This window comes from Dyadobacter sp. CY326 (assembly GCF_021390515.1).
Classification (GTDB): Bacteria; Bacteroidota; Bacteroidia; order Cytophagales; family Spirosomataceae; genus Dyadobacter.
In genome coordinates this window covers 511,013-529,334 of the sequence record NZ_JAJUXI010000003.1, presented here as the reverse complement: position 1 = coordinate 529,334, position 18,322 = coordinate 511,013, and the positions used below count along the sequence as shown (strand labels likewise).

Annotated in this window: 20 protein-coding genes; 17 read left to right on the top strand and 3 right to left on the bottom strand. The window is 46.6% G+C overall.

All coding sequences use genetic code 11. The features are described from left to right. The first annotated feature begins 13 nt into the window (after nt 1-13). The 4 genes from LZG73_RS06680 to dinD all read left to right on the top strand — a co-directional run bounded on the left by LZG73_RS06680 (nt 14) and on the right by dinD (nt 2,750). Nucleotides 14-241 carry a hypothetical protein gene (locus LZG73_RS06680; RefSeq protein WP_233847056.1) on the top strand — a complete coding sequence of 76 codons (228 nt, stop codon included), beginning with the start codon at nt 14-16 and terminating at the stop codon, nt 239-241. 94 nt (nt 242-335) lie between these two features. Continuing rightward, a complete protein-coding gene (locus LZG73_RS06675) occupies nt 336-806 on the top strand; it encodes a hypothetical protein (RefSeq protein ID WP_233847055.1) in 471 nt (156 codons plus the stop codon). After that, on the top strand, nt 749-1,762 hold the full coding sequence (locus LZG73_RS06670) for a hypothetical protein (protein ID WP_233847053.1): 1,014 nt from the start codon (nt 749-751) through the stop codon (nt 1,760-1,762). The genes LZG73_RS06675 and LZG73_RS06670 overlap by 58 nt, the downstream gene beginning before the upstream one ends. A gap of 130 nt (nt 1,763-1,892) precedes the next feature. Beyond that, complete coding sequence (gene dinD / locus LZG73_RS06665; RefSeq protein WP_233847051.1) at nt 1,893-2,750, top strand: DNA damage-inducible protein D; 858 nt, start codon at nt 1,893-1,895, stop codon at nt 2,748-2,750. A 101-nt stretch (nt 2,751-2,851) separates the two neighbouring features. Here the strand turns inward: dinD and LZG73_RS06660 are convergent, their stop codons facing one another. Then, nucleotides 2,852-3,028, bottom strand: a complete 177-nt coding sequence (locus LZG73_RS06660) for a DUF3606 domain-containing protein (RefSeq protein ID WP_233847049.1) — start codon at nt 3,026-3,028, stop codon at nt 2,852-2,854. A 162-nt stretch (nt 3,029-3,190) separates the two neighbouring features. On the opposite strand from LZG73_RS06660, the gene LZG73_RS06655 reads away from it, so the two are divergent. From LZG73_RS06655 to LZG73_RS06610, 10 genes are all read left to right on the top strand, one after another. Next, nucleotides 3,191-4,078 carry a dienelactone hydrolase family protein gene (locus tag LZG73_RS06655; protein ID WP_233847047.1) on the top strand — a complete coding sequence of 296 codons (888 nt, stop codon included), beginning with the start codon at nt 3,191-3,193 and terminating at the stop codon, nt 4,076-4,078. A gap of 57 nt (nt 4,079-4,135) precedes the next feature. Further along, complete coding sequence (locus tag LZG73_RS06650) at nt 4,136-5,689, top strand: glycoside hydrolase (protein ID WP_233847046.1); 1,554 nt, start codon at nt 4,136-4,138, stop codon at nt 5,687-5,689. Between the two features lie 118 nt (nt 5,690-5,807). Further along, nucleotides 5,808-6,032, top strand: coding sequence for a hypothetical protein (locus LZG73_RS06645; protein WP_233847045.1), 225 nt, complete (start codon nt 5,808-5,810; stop codon nt 6,030-6,032). A 108-nt stretch (nt 6,033-6,140) separates the two neighbouring features. Further along, on the top strand, nt 6,141-9,245 hold the full coding sequence (locus LZG73_RS06640) for a TonB-dependent receptor (protein WP_233847044.1): 3,105 nt from the start codon (nt 6,141-6,143) through the stop codon (nt 9,243-9,245). A gap of 28 nt (nt 9,246-9,273) precedes the next feature. Beyond that, nucleotides 9,274-10,818, top strand: a complete 1,545-nt coding sequence (locus LZG73_RS06635) for a RagB/SusD family nutrient uptake outer membrane protein (RefSeq protein ID WP_233847043.1) — start codon at nt 9,274-9,276, stop codon at nt 10,816-10,818. 1 nt (nt 10,819) lies between these two features. Further along, complete coding sequence (locus LZG73_RS06630; protein WP_233847042.1) at nt 10,820-11,893, top strand: family 43 glycosylhydrolase; 1,074 nt, start codon at nt 10,820-10,822, stop codon at nt 11,891-11,893. Between the two features lie 24 nt (nt 11,894-11,917). Continuing rightward, a complete protein-coding gene (locus tag LZG73_RS06625) occupies nt 11,918-13,399 on the top strand; it encodes a family 43 glycosylhydrolase (RefSeq protein WP_233847040.1) in 1,482 nt (493 codons plus the stop codon). A 155-nt stretch (nt 13,400-13,554) separates the two neighbouring features. Further along, nucleotides 13,555-13,806: a hypothetical protein gene (locus LZG73_RS06620; protein WP_233847038.1), complete on the top strand. Its 252-nt coding sequence runs from the start codon at nt 13,555-13,557 to the stop codon at nt 13,804-13,806. Between the two features lie 144 nt (nt 13,807-13,950). After that, nucleotides 13,951-14,688: an OBAP family protein gene (locus LZG73_RS06615; RefSeq protein WP_233847036.1), complete on the top strand. Its 738-nt coding sequence runs from the start codon at nt 13,951-13,953 to the stop codon at nt 14,686-14,688. 59 nt (nt 14,689-14,747) lie between these two features. Next, nucleotides 14,748-14,996 carry a hypothetical protein gene (locus tag LZG73_RS06610; RefSeq protein WP_233847034.1) on the top strand — a complete coding sequence of 83 codons (249 nt, stop codon included), beginning with the start codon at nt 14,748-14,750 and terminating at the stop codon, nt 14,994-14,996. 71 nt (nt 14,997-15,067) lie between these two features. Here LZG73_RS06610 and LZG73_RS06605 read toward each other — a convergent pair whose 3' ends face one another. Then, nucleotides 15,068-15,985 (bottom strand): LEA type 2 family protein, encoded by a 918-nt coding sequence (locus LZG73_RS06605; RefSeq protein WP_233847033.1) that lies wholly within the window; start codon nt 15,983-15,985, stop codon nt 15,068-15,070. Between the two features lie 151 nt (nt 15,986-16,136). Between LZG73_RS06605 and LZG73_RS06600 the strand changes: the two genes are divergently transcribed. Both LZG73_RS06600 and map read left to right on the top strand, forming a co-directional pair. Further along, a complete protein-coding gene (locus LZG73_RS06600; protein ID WP_233847032.1) occupies nt 16,137-16,661 on the top strand; it encodes a DUF4142 domain-containing protein in 525 nt (174 codons plus the stop codon). Between the two features lie 98 nt (nt 16,662-16,759). Next, nucleotides 16,760-17,524: a type I methionyl aminopeptidase gene (map, locus tag LZG73_RS06595; RefSeq protein ID WP_233847031.1), complete on the top strand. Its 765-nt coding sequence runs from the start codon at nt 16,760-16,762 to the stop codon at nt 17,522-17,524. Between the two features lie 5 nt (nt 17,525-17,529). Here the strand turns inward: map and LZG73_RS06590 are convergent, their stop codons facing one another. Beyond that, entirely contained in the window at nt 17,530-17,730 is a 201-nt protein-coding gene (locus LZG73_RS06590) for a hypothetical protein (RefSeq protein WP_233847030.1), read from the bottom strand. 203 nt (nt 17,731-17,933) lie between these two features. Between LZG73_RS06590 and LZG73_RS06585 the strand changes: the two genes are divergently transcribed. Then, nucleotides 17,934-18,314, top strand: coding sequence for a hypothetical protein (locus tag LZG73_RS06585; RefSeq protein WP_233847029.1), 381 nt, complete (start codon nt 17,934-17,936; stop codon nt 18,312-18,314). Nucleotides 18,315-18,322: the final 8 nt, after the last annotated feature.

Below are 18,322 nucleotides of genomic sequence, written 5' to 3'. Positions count from 1 at the left end.
AAGCCAAAAAACGATGTCTGAACCACAGCTTACCGGCCTTCAAAAACGAGCATCAAAATACATTGATAAGGCAATCGTATATCAGCTCAGACCTGGCGAAACTATTGAAGGCTATTTCGTTGGTTTTGATGACCAGAACATTGACCGCGCTGTCATACAGCTTTCCAATGCCGCCGACAGAACGACGCTTCCGCTCCTGACAGTTGTCAATTACTTTGAAGGAGTTGAGGATGAAGAATGAATGTAGCGGACTTGTAACAAACTTGGCATGTGTTTGAACCGGCATTAACGGCTCCAAAATGCATTTTTGCGGAAATTAAACAGCAAAAAATGCCATGAAAACAATTGTTCAAGTGCTATTCATCCTTTTGGCAATACAGGGTTTTGGTCAAAAGAAAAAAGAAACTGCTCCTCCAAAAAAGGCAGATTACACCATTTCACTTACGCCTGAGAAGTGGGATTTTCAGGAGGGTAAAGTTGCGTTTGCCGATTACAAGGGCGTGAATTCCATGAAAATTTCCCCCAACGCGGGTCAGGTGGTTTTGAAAAATCTCGTTTTCAAGGACGGGACCATTGAATATGACGTTGAGCCCGTCCTTCCCGAATTCGCGATTTCGATATATTTCCATCGGAAAGATGCAAAAGAGCAGGAAATAGTCTATTTGCGAGCCGGGCGAATGGGCAATAAGCTTGCAAACGAAGGCATTCAATACATGTCCCACATATTGACGGTGTCAATATGTGGGACATGTATCCTGAATATCAGGCTCCTGCAATGGCCGGAGCAGGTGAGTGGAATCACGTAAAGCTGGTCCTGTCTGGCGCCCGCATGCAGGTTTTTCTCAACAATGCTTCGCGTCCGGTGCTGGATATTCCCAAGCTGGAAGGAAATGAAACGCAAGGGAGCATCGCTTTTGAAGGATCGTCATACATCGCAAATGTGCAGGTCAAGCCTAATGAGACAGAAGGACTTAGTCCTTTGGCACTGCCGGATTTGAGCGATAATGATGCAACTTACCTTAGAAAATGGGCTGTAACTGCTCCGGAAAACTTGCCCGACGGCAGCGAGCTGTCTTTCCGCAACCTGCCACAACCTTCGGCATTCACGGACACGGTCTCTGCCGAACGCCGCGGCTTAATCGATCTTACACGGAAATACGGCGGCAGCAAGAATCGCAGAGTGGTTTGGCTAAAAACAAAAATTACCGCAAAAGAAGCCGTAAAAACGAACCTTCACTTAGGTGTCAGCGATGAAATATGGGTGTTTCTGAACAGCCAGATGATCTTTGTTGACAAAAACCTGTTTGCTCAGGCCATGCGGAAATATCCCGAGGGGCGCATTTCCATAAATAATACGGAAACAACATTGAATTTGAAACCGGGAGAAAATGAGCTGCTGATCGGTGTCGCCAACGACTTCTACGGCTGGGGCACCATGGCCAGACTTGAATCAACCGAGGGGATAACGGAAACCGGGCAAGTCGCAAGCATTGTGGCCATGGACAAAGAAATAAGCAACCTGAATTTGAATCAATATGAAGGTGTTTACAGCAACAAGGATGTGAATTATAAACTAAACTTCACACAGAAAGAAAAGCAGCTGTTCGTCCAGGTCAGTGGCCAGGAACCGGCACAATTACAAGCACTCGGCCAAAACAAATTTGCCTTCACAACCGCCAACGCCACATTCGACTTCACGCCAAGCGGAGGGAAACTCGTCTTGCGGCAAGGCAATGAGAGCAAGGAATTTGCTAAGGAGTAAGTGTAAAGCGGAATTTTACAATCAAGCAGTTATTATTCGGTTATTGACAACTTTCCTGCGGTTCTTTACAGACAATTGAACGTCCTATATTTGAACAGATCAAACTATGTCAAAACGCAAGAAGCACACTATGGAAACATCGGTAATAACTCAGTTGAGTAAAACGTTCGAGGAAGCGGCCTACGAGCAGGACGGCGTTGAGTACTGGCTGGCCCGCGATCTTCAATTTTTGCTTGGTTATACAGATTGGAGGAACTTTGTCAATGCGATAGAAAAAGCCAAAGAAAGTTGCAAAAACACGTCTGAGAGCGTCTCAGATCATTTTGTTGACGTCAACAAAATGATCGAAGTTGGTAAAGGCGGCCATCGGGAAGTGGAAGATGTCATGCTCACTCGCTACGCCTGTTATCTCATTGCGCAAAACGGTGATCCTAAAAAAGAGCAAATCGCTTTCGCGCAAAGTTACTTCGCAATTCAAACCCGAAAACAGGAATTGTTAGAAGAGCGTATCCGGCTCATGGAGCGTCTTCAAGCAAGGGAAAAGTTAGCGGTGACCGAGTCTCAGCTGTCGAAAAGCATTTTTGAAAGAGGCGTTGACAGTAAAGGTTTTGCCAACATCCGAAGCAAGGGTGACAGCGCTTTATTTGGCGGCCATAACACAACTGAAATGAAGCGAAAATTGGGAATCGCAGAGAATCGGCCACTTGCTGATTTTTTACCAACAATCACAATTTCTGCAAAACAGTTAGCCGCAGAGATCACGAATTTCAATGTAAATAAAAACAATCTGCTAGGCGAAACTAACATTGCGGATGAGCACGTCCAAAACAATGGAGACGTGAGAACGCTTCTGGAAAAAAGCGGGATCAAACCGGAAGACTTGCCGGCCGAGGAAGACATCAAAAAGCTGGAACGCCGTGTCAAGTCCAGCGATAAAACTGCTGACAAGAAAAAGTTAAGTTCCGGCAGCAAATTTCAGGAAGATTAACGGCTGCATTGCGCGATGTCGCCCTTCAAGAAATAAACCAAAAAGACGCTGACATTTCGCTTATAACAAGCAAATTGTCAGCGTCTTTTTGCCTCAAAACATTATTTCTTCAAATATTCCTTTACAGCTTTTACAGTTGGACCGGCTTGATGCACTGCGTCCGTAAGCTTTTCTTTTGAAACGCCTAATGCTTCTGTCCAGTAAGCGACTTCATAATCTTCGCTGATGTTAATACGGTTGCTGTCTGCCGGTCCTTTTTTGGTTTTATCGTCTGCCATGTTTGTTGAGAAGTTTGGTGTAATATGAAAACTAAAAAAGTCATACCGAAGCTTTTACAACGGTGTCTAATTGAGTAAACAAGCGTTACAATGCTCTTTGATTCAGGAATCGTTATCGGGAAAATTGTCTCACGCTTTTTTAACTTAAACCAATAAAAATACATGGATCAGATCAGAAAAGAAGATATCAAGCAGGAAGTGTTCGACCTTTATGATGATTATGCTCACGACCGCATTGACCGGCGGAATTTCATGCAAAGCTTATCCGCATACGCGGTCGGAGGCGTTACGGTGGCGTCACTTATGGGTTTCTTAATGCCTGATTATCAGGGAGCAATTCAAATTCATGCCGGCGATCCCAGGTTGAAATCGGACTACATCAATTACGATTCACCGAAGGGCGGAAAGTCCATTAAAGCATTGCTCTCCAAACCCGAAGGTGCGACGGGGAAATTGGGTGGAGTAATCGTTGTCCACGAAAACCGCGGCTTGAATCCGCACATTGAAGACGTGGCCAGACGGGCTGCATTGGCTGGATTTATTTCACTTGCGCCGGATGCATTGACTCCGCTGGGCGGTTATCCCGGCAATGATGACCAGGGCAGGGAAATGCAAAGCAAGCGCGACCGGAATGAAATGCAGGAAGACTTCATCGCAGCTTACGAATATTTGAAAAATCACAAAGATTGCAATGGCAAGATCGGTGTCGTTGGATTTTGTTTTGGAGGAGGAATTGCCAATATGATGGCCGTGCGCATTCCCGAACTCGCTGCGTCGGTGCCTTTTTACGGCGGACAGCCTGCGGTGGAAGATGTTCCGAAGATCAAAGCACCGCTTCTGCTGCATTATGCCAGCTTGGACACGCGCGTGAATGAAGGATGGCCTGCTTACGAAAAGGCATTGAAGGAAAATAACAAACAATACACAGCCTACATTTATCCGGATGTGAACCACGGATTCCACAATGATACAACACCGCGTTACGACAAGGCCGCAGCGGAATTGGCCTGGAAACGGACGGTCGATTTTTTCAAGGAAAAACTTAGTTAAGCATTGATTTCAAAACAGCAAACCGCTCCGCGTCTGTTGATCATAAACGATTTCGATTTGAGTCAATTTCATAAAAACATTTTTGCGCTGTTTTTCGGCTTACTATCTGCTGTAATTTACGCAAAGGCACAGCCAGTAAGCAGGCAAGCTGCCAAGCCAGTGACATTAACCATTGATCTGAACAAAACGCATCAGACGATCAGCCACTTCGGAGGCTCGGACGCTTGGGCTTGTCAGTTTGTGGGCAACTGGCCTGATGGTAAAAGAAACGGGATCGCCGATCTTCTTTTCAGCAGCGATACACTCGCAAACGGACAGCCGAAAGGCATTGCGCTCTCACTTTGGCGCTTTAACATTGGCGCCGGCACAGCCGAACAGGGAGCCGCCAGCGACATTAAAGACGAATGGCGGCGCGCCGAATCATTCATGAATGCAGACGGAAGTTATGACTGGAACAAGCAGGCCGGTCAGGTTTGGTTTTTAAATGCGGCGAAGCAACGCGGCGTCAATGAATTTTTGATTTTCCCAAACAGCCCGCCGGTTCAATTTACGGTTAATAAGAAAGGTTACGCAAACAATGGTAAGCCTAATTTGACGGCCGATAACTTTGATCGCTATGCCGACTTTATGGCAGAAGTCGTGAGCGGCATTCAGCAAAAAACGGGCGTGACAATTAATCACATTAGTCCGGTAAATGAGCCGCAGTGGGATTGGAGCGACGCGGGACAGGAAGGAACGCCGTTTTATAACCACGACATTGCCGGCATCGTCCGGTCACTGAGCGGGGCATTGATTAAGAAGAATCTTGCAGCTAAAATCAATATCGCCGAAGCTGGCCAGATCGATTATCTGACTTCGGATTTCAATAAGAAGGGCAGAGGCAACCAGGTGAGCGCTTTTTTTAACGAGACTTCACCGGATTACATCGGTAACCTGCCAAATGTGACAAAAGCGATTTCCGCTCACAGTTATTTCACAACCTCGCCCTATGCCAGTGCGGCGCAAAAACGACAGGACCTTGCAAAAGCGGTGAAGGCTGTTCCTGGCCTGCAATACTGGATGTCCGAATATTGTATTTTGGGCGATAATGCAGGTGAGATCAAAGGCAATGGCAAGGATTTGGGCATTGATGCTGCTTTGTATGTTGCCAAAGTCATTCATAATGATCTCGTTAACGCTAATGCAACTGCCTGGCACTGGTGGACTTCGATTTCCGCATATAACTACAAAGACGGCTTAATTTACATTGATAAAAACAAAACAGGCGGCGCATATCAGTCTTCCAAAATTCTTTGGGCATTGGGCAATTACAGCCGTTTCGTGCGCCCTGGTGCCATTCGGGTCGATGCGGAAATCGTAGATGATAAAAGTGGCTTACTCATTTCTTCTTACAAAAATGCCAACAATCAGCTCGTAACCGTCATCGTGAATGAGCAGCAAACCAAGGCAGACATTGAAATAAAGCCAAAAGGCTTCAAGCTCTCCAAATTGAAAATATTCAAAACCTCCGCGGATGCAGATTTGAAACCCGTGCCAGCCAATGGCAGCAGCAATGTTGTAAGTGTTGAGGCAAGAAGCGTAGTAACGATTATTGGCGAAATAATCATCTAGTTCATCCAAAACTGCATTACAGGGTTCTGCGTTTGGAACCGACATATTGGAATGATTTTTACTGTGCACCCGATTTTTTCGTGCACAGTATTTTTTTTATCATTTCAACAAACAAACTATGAAAAAGCACTTCATGTGCGCCGTGCTGGCAGCAATGTTTCTGGCAGGTTGCACAAAAAACAACGAGGGACAGGATCAGTCGACTGGCGGCGGATCGATGGATTCCAGTGTAGTTGGCACGGACACCAATTCCGTGGATGTCCGCAAGAATATAGATCAAAGCGATCCGGCCAAAGCTACGACGCCTGGACAAGATACGCTCAACTCAGATGAGCCTAGATAACAGCGCTTGCAATAGAATCCTGGGCATAATTTTTATAATCATTCGCTCCCCAGGATTCTTTGCGATTCTGCTTCATACATTCTCATTAACCAATACAGAACACCTCATATGAAACATTTTACCTTTCGGGCTATGTGTCAATTGGTCGTTGCAATGTTGTTTGTTGCCCAGGTTTCGGCGCAAGACAGGACAGTGACTGGCGTAGTCCAGACCGAAGCAGGCGAAGCGCTGCCAGGTGCAACTGTGCTGCTGGTAGGAACCAGTACAGCAACCATTTCCGACGCAGAAGGCAAATTTTCGATCGCTGCGCCATCGGGCCAAACATTGCGCGTCACATTCATCGGCTATCAGCCCGCCGATATTCCTGTAACCGACCAAGTCACTTACACGATCACCTTGCAAGAGGACGCGCGCAATCTGGACGAGTTTGTTGTGATCGGTTATCAATCCGTTCGGCGTACAGACCTTACCGGCGCAACCGGCATTATTGACGCGCAAAATACAAACAGGCGGGTAGCGCGCTCGGTGCCCGAGGCATTGCAGGGCATGACGCCTGGCGTGCAGGTCCGCAACGGCGGAGCGCCTGGGCAGGAAGCGGTTGTTAACATTCGAGGATTAAGCACGCTATTTGGCAATGCAAGCCCATTGTATGTGATCGACGGCATGTTCGCTGACGCAAATACAACAGTGAATCCCAATGATGTGGAAACGATCCAGGTTTTGAAAGATGCGTCCGCTGCTGCCATTTACGGCTCACGCGCTGCGAACGGCGTAATCATTATTACTACAAAAAAAGGAAAAGAAGGTGCCCTATCAGTCAGTGGATCTGCACGTTACGGGCTTTCGTCTATTCCCAAAAGATGGGATATGATGGATGCCCAGGAATATGTGGAGACAAATACGCGCGCTTACCAGGCGGCAGGCAATGCATTGCAGCCAGGCGTAGCCAACTACAACGGAGCTGTTAACACCAACTGGGCGGACGAATTGCTGCGAACAGGCGCAATTCAGGACTATAATTTGAGTATTTCGGGCGGTGGAAAAGATAGCAAATATCTGATTTCGGCTTCCTATTTCGGAGATGAGGGCGTTTTGAAAGCAAGAGATTTTCAAAGGGCTGCATTAAGGATCAACACGGAGGCATCACGGAATAAATTCACGTTTGGCGAAAACATGATGATTTCCGCAACCGAAAGAAACGCACCATTTCAGGGAGGTTTTGCGGAAGGCAATGCCTGGTATGACATCTGGTCAAGTTTGCCGATCATTCCCGTGCAAAGTGCTGATCTGGCGAGCACTTCCAATCCGGGAGGCTGGGGTTTTGGATCTTTCAACAACCGTTCTTTCGCAAGAAATCAGATTGCCATCAATGAGATTACCAAAATGACTTCCAACTTTTTCAAAGTGCTCGGCAATGCTTATCTGGACTATAAAATCCTGAACGGGCTAAGTTACAGATTCAATGCTGGTTTGGAAACGAGTTTTGACAAAACAAACAGTGTCAGGAGAGAAGGACTTTGGTATTGGAATCAGTCGCCGGAGTTCAGCAGTGTGGCGCAGACGCGCGCGCAATTCCTGAGTTATTTGTTTGAGCACACATTGAATTTTAGTCATAATATTGGAAAGCATGCCATTAATGGCGTCGTGGGTTATACGCAGCAAACGATCCGCACGGATGATGTGGGCGGCCGCAGGTTGCAGTTGGGACAATATGGTGGAGAATATTTTACGACCATTAACTCAGCCAGCGGCGGAATGACGGCAACGGGCACGCGTTCTGAGACATTAATTAGTTCGGCATTGGGTCGGCTTAACTACAATTATGCTGAGAAATATTACTTAACACTTACTTTCCGCGCCGATAAGGATTCGCGTTTTTCACCAGCGCACCGGACAGGTTATTTCCCATCAGCAGCCGCTTCATGGAAAGTCAGCAATGAAGATTTTTTCAAATCGGACATCATTACGGAGTTAAAAATCAGAGGATCTTATGGTGTGCTGGGCTCAGCGAATTTGACTAATTACCAATATACAGGATTTCTGAATCAGGCACCACGTGCAGTTTTCGGCACTGGTCAAACGGAATTTCCTGGCGCCACCCAAGCCCGACTTGTGTATGAAGACATCAAATGGGAGCAAAAGGCAACGGCAAACATTGGAGCCGATATGACGCTTTACAATAACAAACTTTCCGTAACAGTGGACGCATTCCGGTCCGTTGCAAAAGATGTGTTGCTTTCGCTTCCGCTGCCGGGTTACATTGGCAATTTGCAGGGCGATCCATTGGTTAACATTGGTTCAATTGAGAACAAAGGCGTTGAGCTTGAAGTGACTTACCGACAAAATTCAGGTCCTTTTACATGGAGCGTTGCTTCTAATTTCAGTGTAATCCGCAACAAAGTGCTTGAACTGGGCAACCTGGGTGTGGATGAAGAAACGGGCGAGCCGAGAAATTACATTCAATCGGGAAATACGCGTTCGCAAGTTGGGCGCTCCATTGGTGAATATTACTTGATTGAAACGGACGGACTTTTCCAAAACGATGAGGAAGTGCAGGCACACAGGGCACAAGCTGCTTATGCCAAACCGGGCGACATTCGCTATGTAAATCGCATTGACCAGGGAACGACGGATGACATCAATGATCGCGACCGGGTATTTTCCGGAAGTCCATGGCCCAAGCTTACTTCCGGGCTGATCCTGAACGGAACTTATAGTGGGTTTTCGTTGAATGTGCAGTTTTACGGCGCTTTTGGTCAAAAAATATACAATGATGTGCTGCGTGAACTGGACGGAATGGGTTACTCCAATTATCGCCGTGGCATCGATCCCTGGACGCCTACAAACACCGACACGGACTTTCCAAGATTAGGCGTCTCCTATTCCACGGGCGTTGCGGGCGACCCTGCATCTGCGGATCGCGGCATCGTTTCCAATGTGCGCGGCAACACCGATCGCTGGCTTGAAAACGGCTCTTATCTACGGTTGCGGAATGTGGAATTGTCGTATTCACTGCCCGAAAGCATTACTAAGAAAGCCGCATTAGGAAGCGCGAGAGTTTACATCAGCGGGCAAAATCTGCTGACTTTTACCAAATATCAGGGATTGGATCCGGATGTGGTCGGCGCAAATTTCAACCTCGAACCGGGTGTGGATTTAGGCGGCTATCCTGCTTCAAGGATCATTGCAGTCGGCATTAACCTTGGATTCTGACACCCCTTAATTTCAAAATGACATTCAAATGAAAAAGATATTTTTGCTTACAACCGTCGTTTTACTCATCGCGACCTCTTGCAACCGTAATTTTGACGAGCCAAATCCGAATAACCCGACCATAGCGTCCTTCTGGCAGAGTGAGTCTGACGCGATTAAAGGTGTTAATGCCGTTTACAGCACATTCCACAGAACGGCTACACTTTATTCCAGGTTTCTATTTTACCACGGATCTCTGCGTTCTGACGAGGGTTACGGCTCGGGCGGCGACATTACTTTGAACAACGTCATGAGTTTCGTCCAGACCAATTACAATGAAGGACTAACCGCCGGAACGTGGCAAAATCTGTTCATAGGCGTTTTTCGCGCCAATCAGGTGATCGCTTATGTGCCTGGCATTGAGATGGATGAAGCATTGAAAACCCGTATTGTTTCCGAAGCGAGATTTTTACGGGCGCTATTTTATTTCAACCTGACATTATATTATGGCCGTCCGCCGCTCATGCTGGAACCATCCGAGCCGACTGACCGTCCGAGCAATGCAACCAATGAAGAGGCTTGGGCACAAGTGCAGCAAGATCTCATCGACGCTGCTCCCGGTCTGCCGCTGCGTTACACGGGCGACGACATTGGAAGGGCAACCCGCGGTGCGGCATATGCATTGCTGGGGAAAGCCTATTTGCAACAAAACAAATATCAGGAAGCAGCTACTGCATTGAGCTGGCTGGTTACAGGCGAAGGAAAAGATTTGTACAGCCTCGTCCCAAATTATCAGGATAATTTCAAAGCATCCACCGAGAACAACAGCGAGTCCGTTTTTGAAATCCAGTTTCGGTTTAATCCAAATGAAAATACGGATGATGATGTGGACGAAACCCGCATTAACAATCCCGGAACATCCATTGCCCAATTTTACGCGCCAAGAGGCGTAGGATTTTCCGATGGTGCTGCACGAAGATGGCTGGTTGGCGAATTTCAAAGGGAAAATACAGCACTCGGAACGCGCGATCCGAGGCTGGCGGTCTCATTGCTTTTCGATTCCACCGATGTGCGCGGGCCCCAGTTTACACAGGTTTACGGACAGACATTTGCCTCCCGCTATGGCGTTAACACAGGCGAGAGCAGCACGGTGTGGTTTCGCAAGTTACTGAATGACAATGAGGCAGGCAGGACGGAGGAAGGTTTCCGTTCTCCAAATAATTACAGGCTAATCCGTTATGCTGATGTGCTTCTCATGTACGCAGAGGCGCTCAACGGACTCGGGCAAACTGCCCAGGCCTATCCTTATGTCGACCGCGTGCGTGTGCGTGCAGGACTGCGGCCATTGTCCGTGGCCAGGCCGGGATTGAGCCGGGACGCATTTTTGGAACAATTAAAACACGAGCGGATCACTGAGCTAACTGGCGAAGGCTGGCGGTTCGCCGACTTGCAAAGATGGGGCGATCTTGGTCCCGAACTGGCCTCACGAGATCCGGAATTTGCTAATTTTGTCAAAGGCAGAAACGAATGGTATCCAATTCCCCAATCGGACATTGACCTCAATCCTAATTTGACACAAAACCCGGGTTACTAACGTGATAGCAGGAAAAAGCATTTTTAAGCCGGTTCTGGCATCGGTTGTTTTATTATTGTTTCTGGATGCTTCTTGCAAAAAAGGCGCAAAATCGCCCGAACCCGGAACGAGCAATGCAAGCACTTTTACCAATCCTTTGCTCCAATCCGCACCGGACCCGTGGGTTTTTCAAAAAGACAGCCTGTATTATTACACGCACACTTTGGGCAATCGAATACAGCTTTGGAAAACTGGGAAAATGAGTAAACTGGCAACGACAACACCCGTAATAGTTTTCAATGCACCGGCTACGGGTGGGAATTCGCGCGACATTTGGGCCCCAGAATTGTTTTTCCTGGACAACAAATGGTATATCTATTACACAGGCACGGATGGCGAAGACCGCAACCACCGCATGTGGGTGCTCGAAAACGAAAGCGCCGATCCAACAACAGGGACATGGGTCAATAAAGGACAACTTTTGACGAATCCAATAGACTTGTGGTCCATTGATGCGACCGTTTTCGAACACCAGAATGCGCGCTATCTGATCTGGTCGGGAAGGCCGTTTGTGGCCGGCACGAGTGACCTGACACAAAACCTTTACATTGCCAAAATGAGCAATCCGTTTACACTAACAGGTCCGACGGTGAAAATTTCCAGTCCGCAATATGATTGGGAAAAGCGCGGTTTTGCGGTGAATGAGGGACCTGAGATTTTGAGAAATCCGGCTGGAAAGGCTTTTCTGATCTATTCCGGAAGTTATTGCGGGGACGACCGTTATGGCTTGGGCTTGATAAGCTTAACCGAAAACGCAGATCCGATAAATCCTGCAAGCTGGGTGAAATCTGCCGAGCCGGTTTTTACGGGACTGGCTTCTGCCAATGCATATGGCGTCGGTCATAATGGTTTTTTCAAATCAAAGGACGGAAAAGAAGACTGGATTTTGTATCATGCCAACACGGCGGCAGGGCAGGGCTGTGGCAATGCACGGAATGTGCGGATGCAGCGTTTTACCTGGACTGCCGCAGGATTGCCCAGTTTTGGCGAGCCGGTTTCGACCGGACAAGCGTTGCCTGTGCCGTCGGGAGAATGAATTGATTTAACTAAAATTTGAGAAATGAGATTTGTATTGCTGGTTATTTTTACGATTGTTATCAACCTGGCCTCCGCGCAGCAGGCCGTTATCCCTGGCGATTTCCCTGATCCGTCAGTCATCAAATTCAAAGGTGCATATTATGCAACGGCAACCAGTTCCAACTGGGCGCCCTCATTCCCCATATTGAAATCCACAGATTTGAAAAAGTGGGAACAAGTGGGATATATTTTTCCAAAACTCACTTCCTGGGCGGATTATTATTATTGGGCGCCCGAGCTCAATGTGGAGAACGGGAAAGTTTACGTGTATTACACCGCGCATAAGAAAGACGGAAATCTATGCGTAGGCGTTGCCAGCGCTGATTCGCCCGAAGGCCCTTACAAAGATCACGGACCATTGGTTTGCGAGGCCGATGGTTCCATCGACGGATTTCCCATGCGTGATGAAAACAATAAGCTGCATTTGATTTGGAAGGAAGACGGCAACAGCATTGGTCAGCCAACGCCCATCTGGATTCAGCCATTGAACGAGGAACGCACAGCGCTCATCGGAGAAAAAAAAGAGCTTTTTAGGAATGACACCAAATGGGAGGGAAATCTTGTGGAAGGCGTTTCCATCGTCAAAAACAATGGTTATTTCTATGCAATATATGCAGCAGCGGGATGTTGTGGCAGTGGCTGCACTTACGCCACCGGCGTGGCCCGTTCGAAGAAGCTGGCCGGTCCCTGGGAAAAATATGAGAACAATCCGATTTTAAATAATCAGGAAAAGTGGGTTTGCCCAGGTCACGGGACAGCCTTGAAATACAATGGGAAAAACTATTTCATGTATCACGCTTACGACAAGGAATCCAATAAATATACTGGTCGTCAAGGACTTATACAGGAGTTTGAATTCACCAAAGACAATTGGATCAAGTTTTCTGATAAATATCTGAGTGCAGACAATATGGCGCCGGTAATTTCTAGCAGCGATGATTTTGAAACCAAGATGCCAAGTCTGCAATGGAACTGGTCCGTGTATCGCAAGCCAGCATTGAAGCAGCAAAACGGGAAATTAAACATTACATTAAGCGATAGCAATGAAATTTATTTAGGAAAAAAAGTGCTTAATGCCGATTATGAAGCCATTGTGGAAGTCATTCCGGCGGCGAATGCAGCGGCAGGCGTGGCATTGATAGGGGACGATAGAAACATGATCTACGCAGCGGCCAGTAAAGACAGCTTATCGATCACGGCGTTGAAAGACGGCATAACAAGCTCCATTGCAAATATTCCATTAAATGGTCAGCAAAAAAATATCAGTGTTAGACTTTCTGTCAAGCATAACACTGACTTGCAATTCGCTTATAGTCTGGATGGTGGCTACACGTATATAGATATGCGTGCAAGCATTCCGGACGTTTCCTATCTGCCTCCCTGGGACCGCGCATTGCGTATAGGGATTGTGGCAAAAGGAACGCCCGGCACGAATGTTGCTATTGAGAGGTTTGATTTAAAATAACTCAAAAAACGGCATTGGTTATTGGATTTACGGAAGGCGCTAATTGATTGTTAATGTTTGTAAATCAATTGATAGTGAAGATAATTTTAATAAATCATTAGCGTTTTCTACAAAAACTTCCGATATTTTATCGTGCTGTTAAACTTCGTTTATTTATGGAGACAAATCTAGACCAAAAGCGGCGTGAACTTTTCGAACTTCATAAGGCCAAGCTAGGCGCCGACGCCCCGCTGATGCGAAAGCCCATCGTTACACCTGTTCTCGAAAGGAGGGTTGCCGAGCCTAAAAAGGCAAAAGGACCCATGTCGAAACGGGACAAAATTAAGTACGGAATTATTGCCATCACTAGTGTCGTGGTTCTCGTTGAGCTAGTATTTTTGGCGAAGGAAGCCGGTTGGTTGGGTTAAGCTTGCCAATCGTGACTTCACTTTTCAAAGAGGGGACTTCCTCTTTGGTTTTTTGATCAAACTGCCTGTGGCATAATAATTTGAGGCCCGCCGAACTCAAATATTTATATCCAAATGGCAACCTTTCACAAATTTTTTTTGCTCATGCTGCCCGCAATTTTGTCTTCCTGCGGAGGCAGCAACACTTCCTCTAATGTGGCCGCGCCCGGCGACGAGAAAACGCCTAAGGAAAAAACCCTTAATGCAGGCGCGGACGTCATGCAGGACAAAACGCCGCTGAAAGGATTCAGCGCTTATCTGGACGGTTTTCATTTTTACAACGGCAACATCAATGCGCAAATGGAGGCGCATCATTATGTAAATCAGTTGAATGAAGATGTATATCAGGCGATCATTTTTGACGGAAACGAAAAAGATGCGAAGATCATGGGCATTGAATACATCATCAGCGAAAAGCTATTCAAAGGGCTTTCAACCGAGGAGAAAAAGTTGTGGCACAGCCATGCACATGAGGTAAGTTCAGGTTCGCTGATTGCGCCGGGAATTCCGCAGGTTGCCGAGCACGAGCTGATGGAAAAACTGATCTCGACTTATGGGAAAACGATTCACACCTGGCATACGGACCAGAAACGGACCTTGCCGCTCGGCTCGCCCATGATCATGATGGGATTTACAAAAGACGGGCAGCTCCATCCCGAACTGCTGGCCGACCGCGACAAACGATTCAAAATCTCAACCAAAGAAAAGAGGGAAAACAGGCGTGACATTCCTATTCCTACGCCCGTTCCGGGTGCTAATGCCTGGGAAAAGGGCGAAATACGTCAGTTCACTATTTCCAGCAAACCAGACTCCGCGACGCAGAAACACCAGCATGAACCTTGATTATGGCTGGAACGGTTTTTATAAGTGGCTAGCGATTTGTCACTTAAACTTATAAAGCAATGATCGATGAACTAGATGATATTAACCCGGAACAAAACGAGGGCAAAGTTGCAAAAGCAATTGAAAACCAAACTGCAAAAATTCCTTCTGACGTATTTTTATGGTCGGCCATCACTGTAATGGGTGTTTCGCTGACGCTGAAAATTCTTAACAGAAAGCATACGGCATTGTTTGTTGGCCAATGGGCAGCGCCGATTTTGCTATTGGGCGTTTATAACAAAATTGTTAAGACGCAGGGTAACGACTAAGGAGTCGGTTTACGAAAAAGGACAGCCTGAATGCAAATTCAGGCTGTCCTTTTTTTGTTTCAATTGTTATTTTATTCCTTCACTTCCTTGACCGCATTCATCACCTCATCCAGTGTTCCGGTCATTTTCATTGCCATTTTGCTATTACTGAGCATTTTGTTTTCCGAGTCAATGTTTCCGCTGAAGAGCGCTTTAAATTGGGTGTCTTTTTTATCGGTGAGCAATTTCCAGCCGCTTTTCAAAACGCTCCCGTCCGTGACTTTGGCGTGCATGGAAACATTCTGCCTGCCTTTTGCTGGAATTGAAATTACTTTTTCCAAAACTCCTTTCATCTGCATTGCATCCTCCAAATCGAATGAAAACGCCGAATTGCTAATTTTTAAAGGAAACTGGTTGGGATTATAGACCTCCACATCAACATCCATTCCTTTGCTTTTCAGCGCCAGCGCATTCAGGTCCACCTGCGTAATCTTTACTTTCGGTAGGCGCAAGGCAGGCAACTTTTTAGCAATATCCATTTTGAACTTCCGCTCTCCCGCAATCGGCACATCTGTTTCAAACGTTGCGGTCATGGCGTAATTGGCGCTGTCGATGTTCTCGTCGTCGAAATGTTTAAGCACTTGCGTCATGGGTTTCAGGAGCAACGCCATCGGCAGTTCAATCGTAACACTGTCAGACGATGGAATGCTTAGCGGCTTTTCATAAGCATCCTCGATCACCTTAATTGAGTCAATGTAAATGACATAATTCAGTTTTCTGGTATTAATGTCAACCGGAAGGGGATTGCTTATAGTGACTTTGCTTGTCATTTTAATCCTGTCCGCATCAATGTTGGTGATGTTCAGGGACGCAACGCTAACCGTGGGCGTTACTTTATCGACTGCCTTTTGCTTCGCCACGTCGGAAGTTGGCGATTTCCACCACCAGATCCCGATTCCCACCAGCACGGCAACCACCAGCAAAACGATCAACCATCTATTGGAACGCATATTTTTTTGATTAAAATGCTTGAAATGATACGGTTAAATTTTTTTGTCTGGCGCTGTAATTTTCGTGCCACTCAGCGGAACGCTTTTTGCTTACGGCCCATCTCTTCGGGAAATGTTCCCGTATAATCAACAAATCTTAATCGACAAATCAATGAAAGCGATCTATTTATTGGCAACGTGCGTGCTCCTTTCGGTTTGCCTGGCCTTTTCAAGCCGGTTTACTGCGGATTCTCCTGACAAAGCATTCATTCTCGCAGCGGCAGCCGGGGGCATGCTTGAAGTAAAACTCGGTGAGCTGGCGCAAAAACAAGCGTCATCGCCAAAGTTCAAGGATTTTTGCAAACAAATGATCACTGATCACACCAAAGTGAACGGAGAACTGAAAGCTTTGGCACAAAAGAAGCAGGTTCAGATTCCGACAGCGCTGCCGGCTGCGAAGCAACAGAAATATGACAGCCTAGCATCGCAAAAAGGGGAGAAATTTGACATGCTTTACATGAACATGATGATCGCTTCCCACGAGGAAACGGTTGGCCTGTTCCAAAGCGAATCCAACAAAGGGAAAGATGCGGACGTTAAAAAATGGGCAGACGCAAAAATTCCGGCATTGAAACACCATCTTGAAATGGCAAAAGGCCTTTTTAAGGGCACACAACACAGCGGAGAGGCACATTGATCCGTTATTCGCAAAGATAAAAATCCCGCTGGTGCGCTATATTTGCACCGGCGGGATTTTTATTTTGTTCTAGTGCCAGATTCAAAACAAAAGCGTTTATGTCAATTACAAGTGAGTTGGAACTCAGCGGAATAAAAAAAGCAAGTGAAGTGGTCGCATTAACATTAAAACAAATGCGGGATTATGCGAAACCAGGCATGACAACCAAAGCGCTGGACGAATATGGCGGTCAGATCCTCGCCGACTATGGAGCACGGTCAGCGCCTAATGCAACATACGGTTTTCCCGGCTGGACTTGCATCAGTGTTAATAACGAATTTTGTCACGGAATGCCGTCAGATAAAAGGGTTTTGCAGGAAGGTGATTTGGTAAATATCGATGTTTCCGCCGAACTGGAAGGTTTTTTCTCTGACAACGGAAGTTCATTCGTGCTGGGAGAAGATATTGGTCAGCATCAAAAACTGATTGATGCATCAAAAGAAATTTTGCTCAAAGCGATTTTTAAGATCAGAAGCGGCGTGCGCATATCGGACGTCGGATTCATCATGGAATCGGAGGCAAAGCGCCGCGGTTACAAGGTGATCAAAAATCTTGCAGGACATGGCATAGGCCGCGCATTGCACGAAGAGCCGAGCGAAATCATGAATTTTCGGGACAGCTCTAATTTCAAGCGCTTTCGGAAAAACTCGGTCGTGGCTATTGAAACATTCATTTCCACAACCTCAAATTTTGCCGTAACCGCCAGCGATGGATGGACAATGGTCGGAAACAAAGGCGGCTTTATGGCGCAGCACGAGCACACCATTATGGTAACCGATGGGGCGCCCCTCATTTTAACAGCTGGCAACGGCGTTTGGAATTAATGCATTCAAAGCTCAGACTGGGGCATACCAAGTTTCTCTTGAATGGCTTGTTTTGTCCCAGCCACAAAATGTTTCTCTTCGTTTTTTAACACAATAAGACAAAATCTGAAATCGGCATCCGGGACGATCTCCGCAACGTCCCGGGCCTGGATTTCAATCTCCTGTGAATCGTCTTCTTTCAATGTAAATGTTGCTGAAACGGCCATTTTGAGTGGTTAATGTGGTTTTTTCTTTTTGTCAGGAAAGCAAGAATCACGCCAGATATCAATAAGCGCCAATGCTGCCTGTTAGGTTTTCACTATTGCAATATTTAATTATAAAACGAAATAAAACCAAGTAATTGACCGGTTACATTTATTGAATTGCGTTTTCACTTGTGATTCCGCGCATCCGGCTCTACATTTAAGTTGTGAAAAGTTTTATCCGAAATATCATTCTGACCATCGTCATACTCGACACCACGTCGCTGTATCAGGTGATGAAAGCGCCCACGCTGGTCAGGCATTTTTTGGAGCATAAATCTTTGGATCAGAAGGTTAGCTTTGTAGATTTCCTTTCTATGCATTATTGGGGAGAAGATCTGGACGATGATGATGATGAAAAGGACATGCAGCTGCCTTTTAAAAAAATCGAGATCCATCACGCCAATTTTCTTTTCTTTTCCCATACTGAAACATTCACCTTCACAGCCCGCACCCAGCCGGAAATCAAGTCACATTACGGACCAGATCAGCCACAGATCGCTTACAGCACCATATTAGGTTCGCTGTTCCGCCCGCCGCGCGTATAAGTATATTG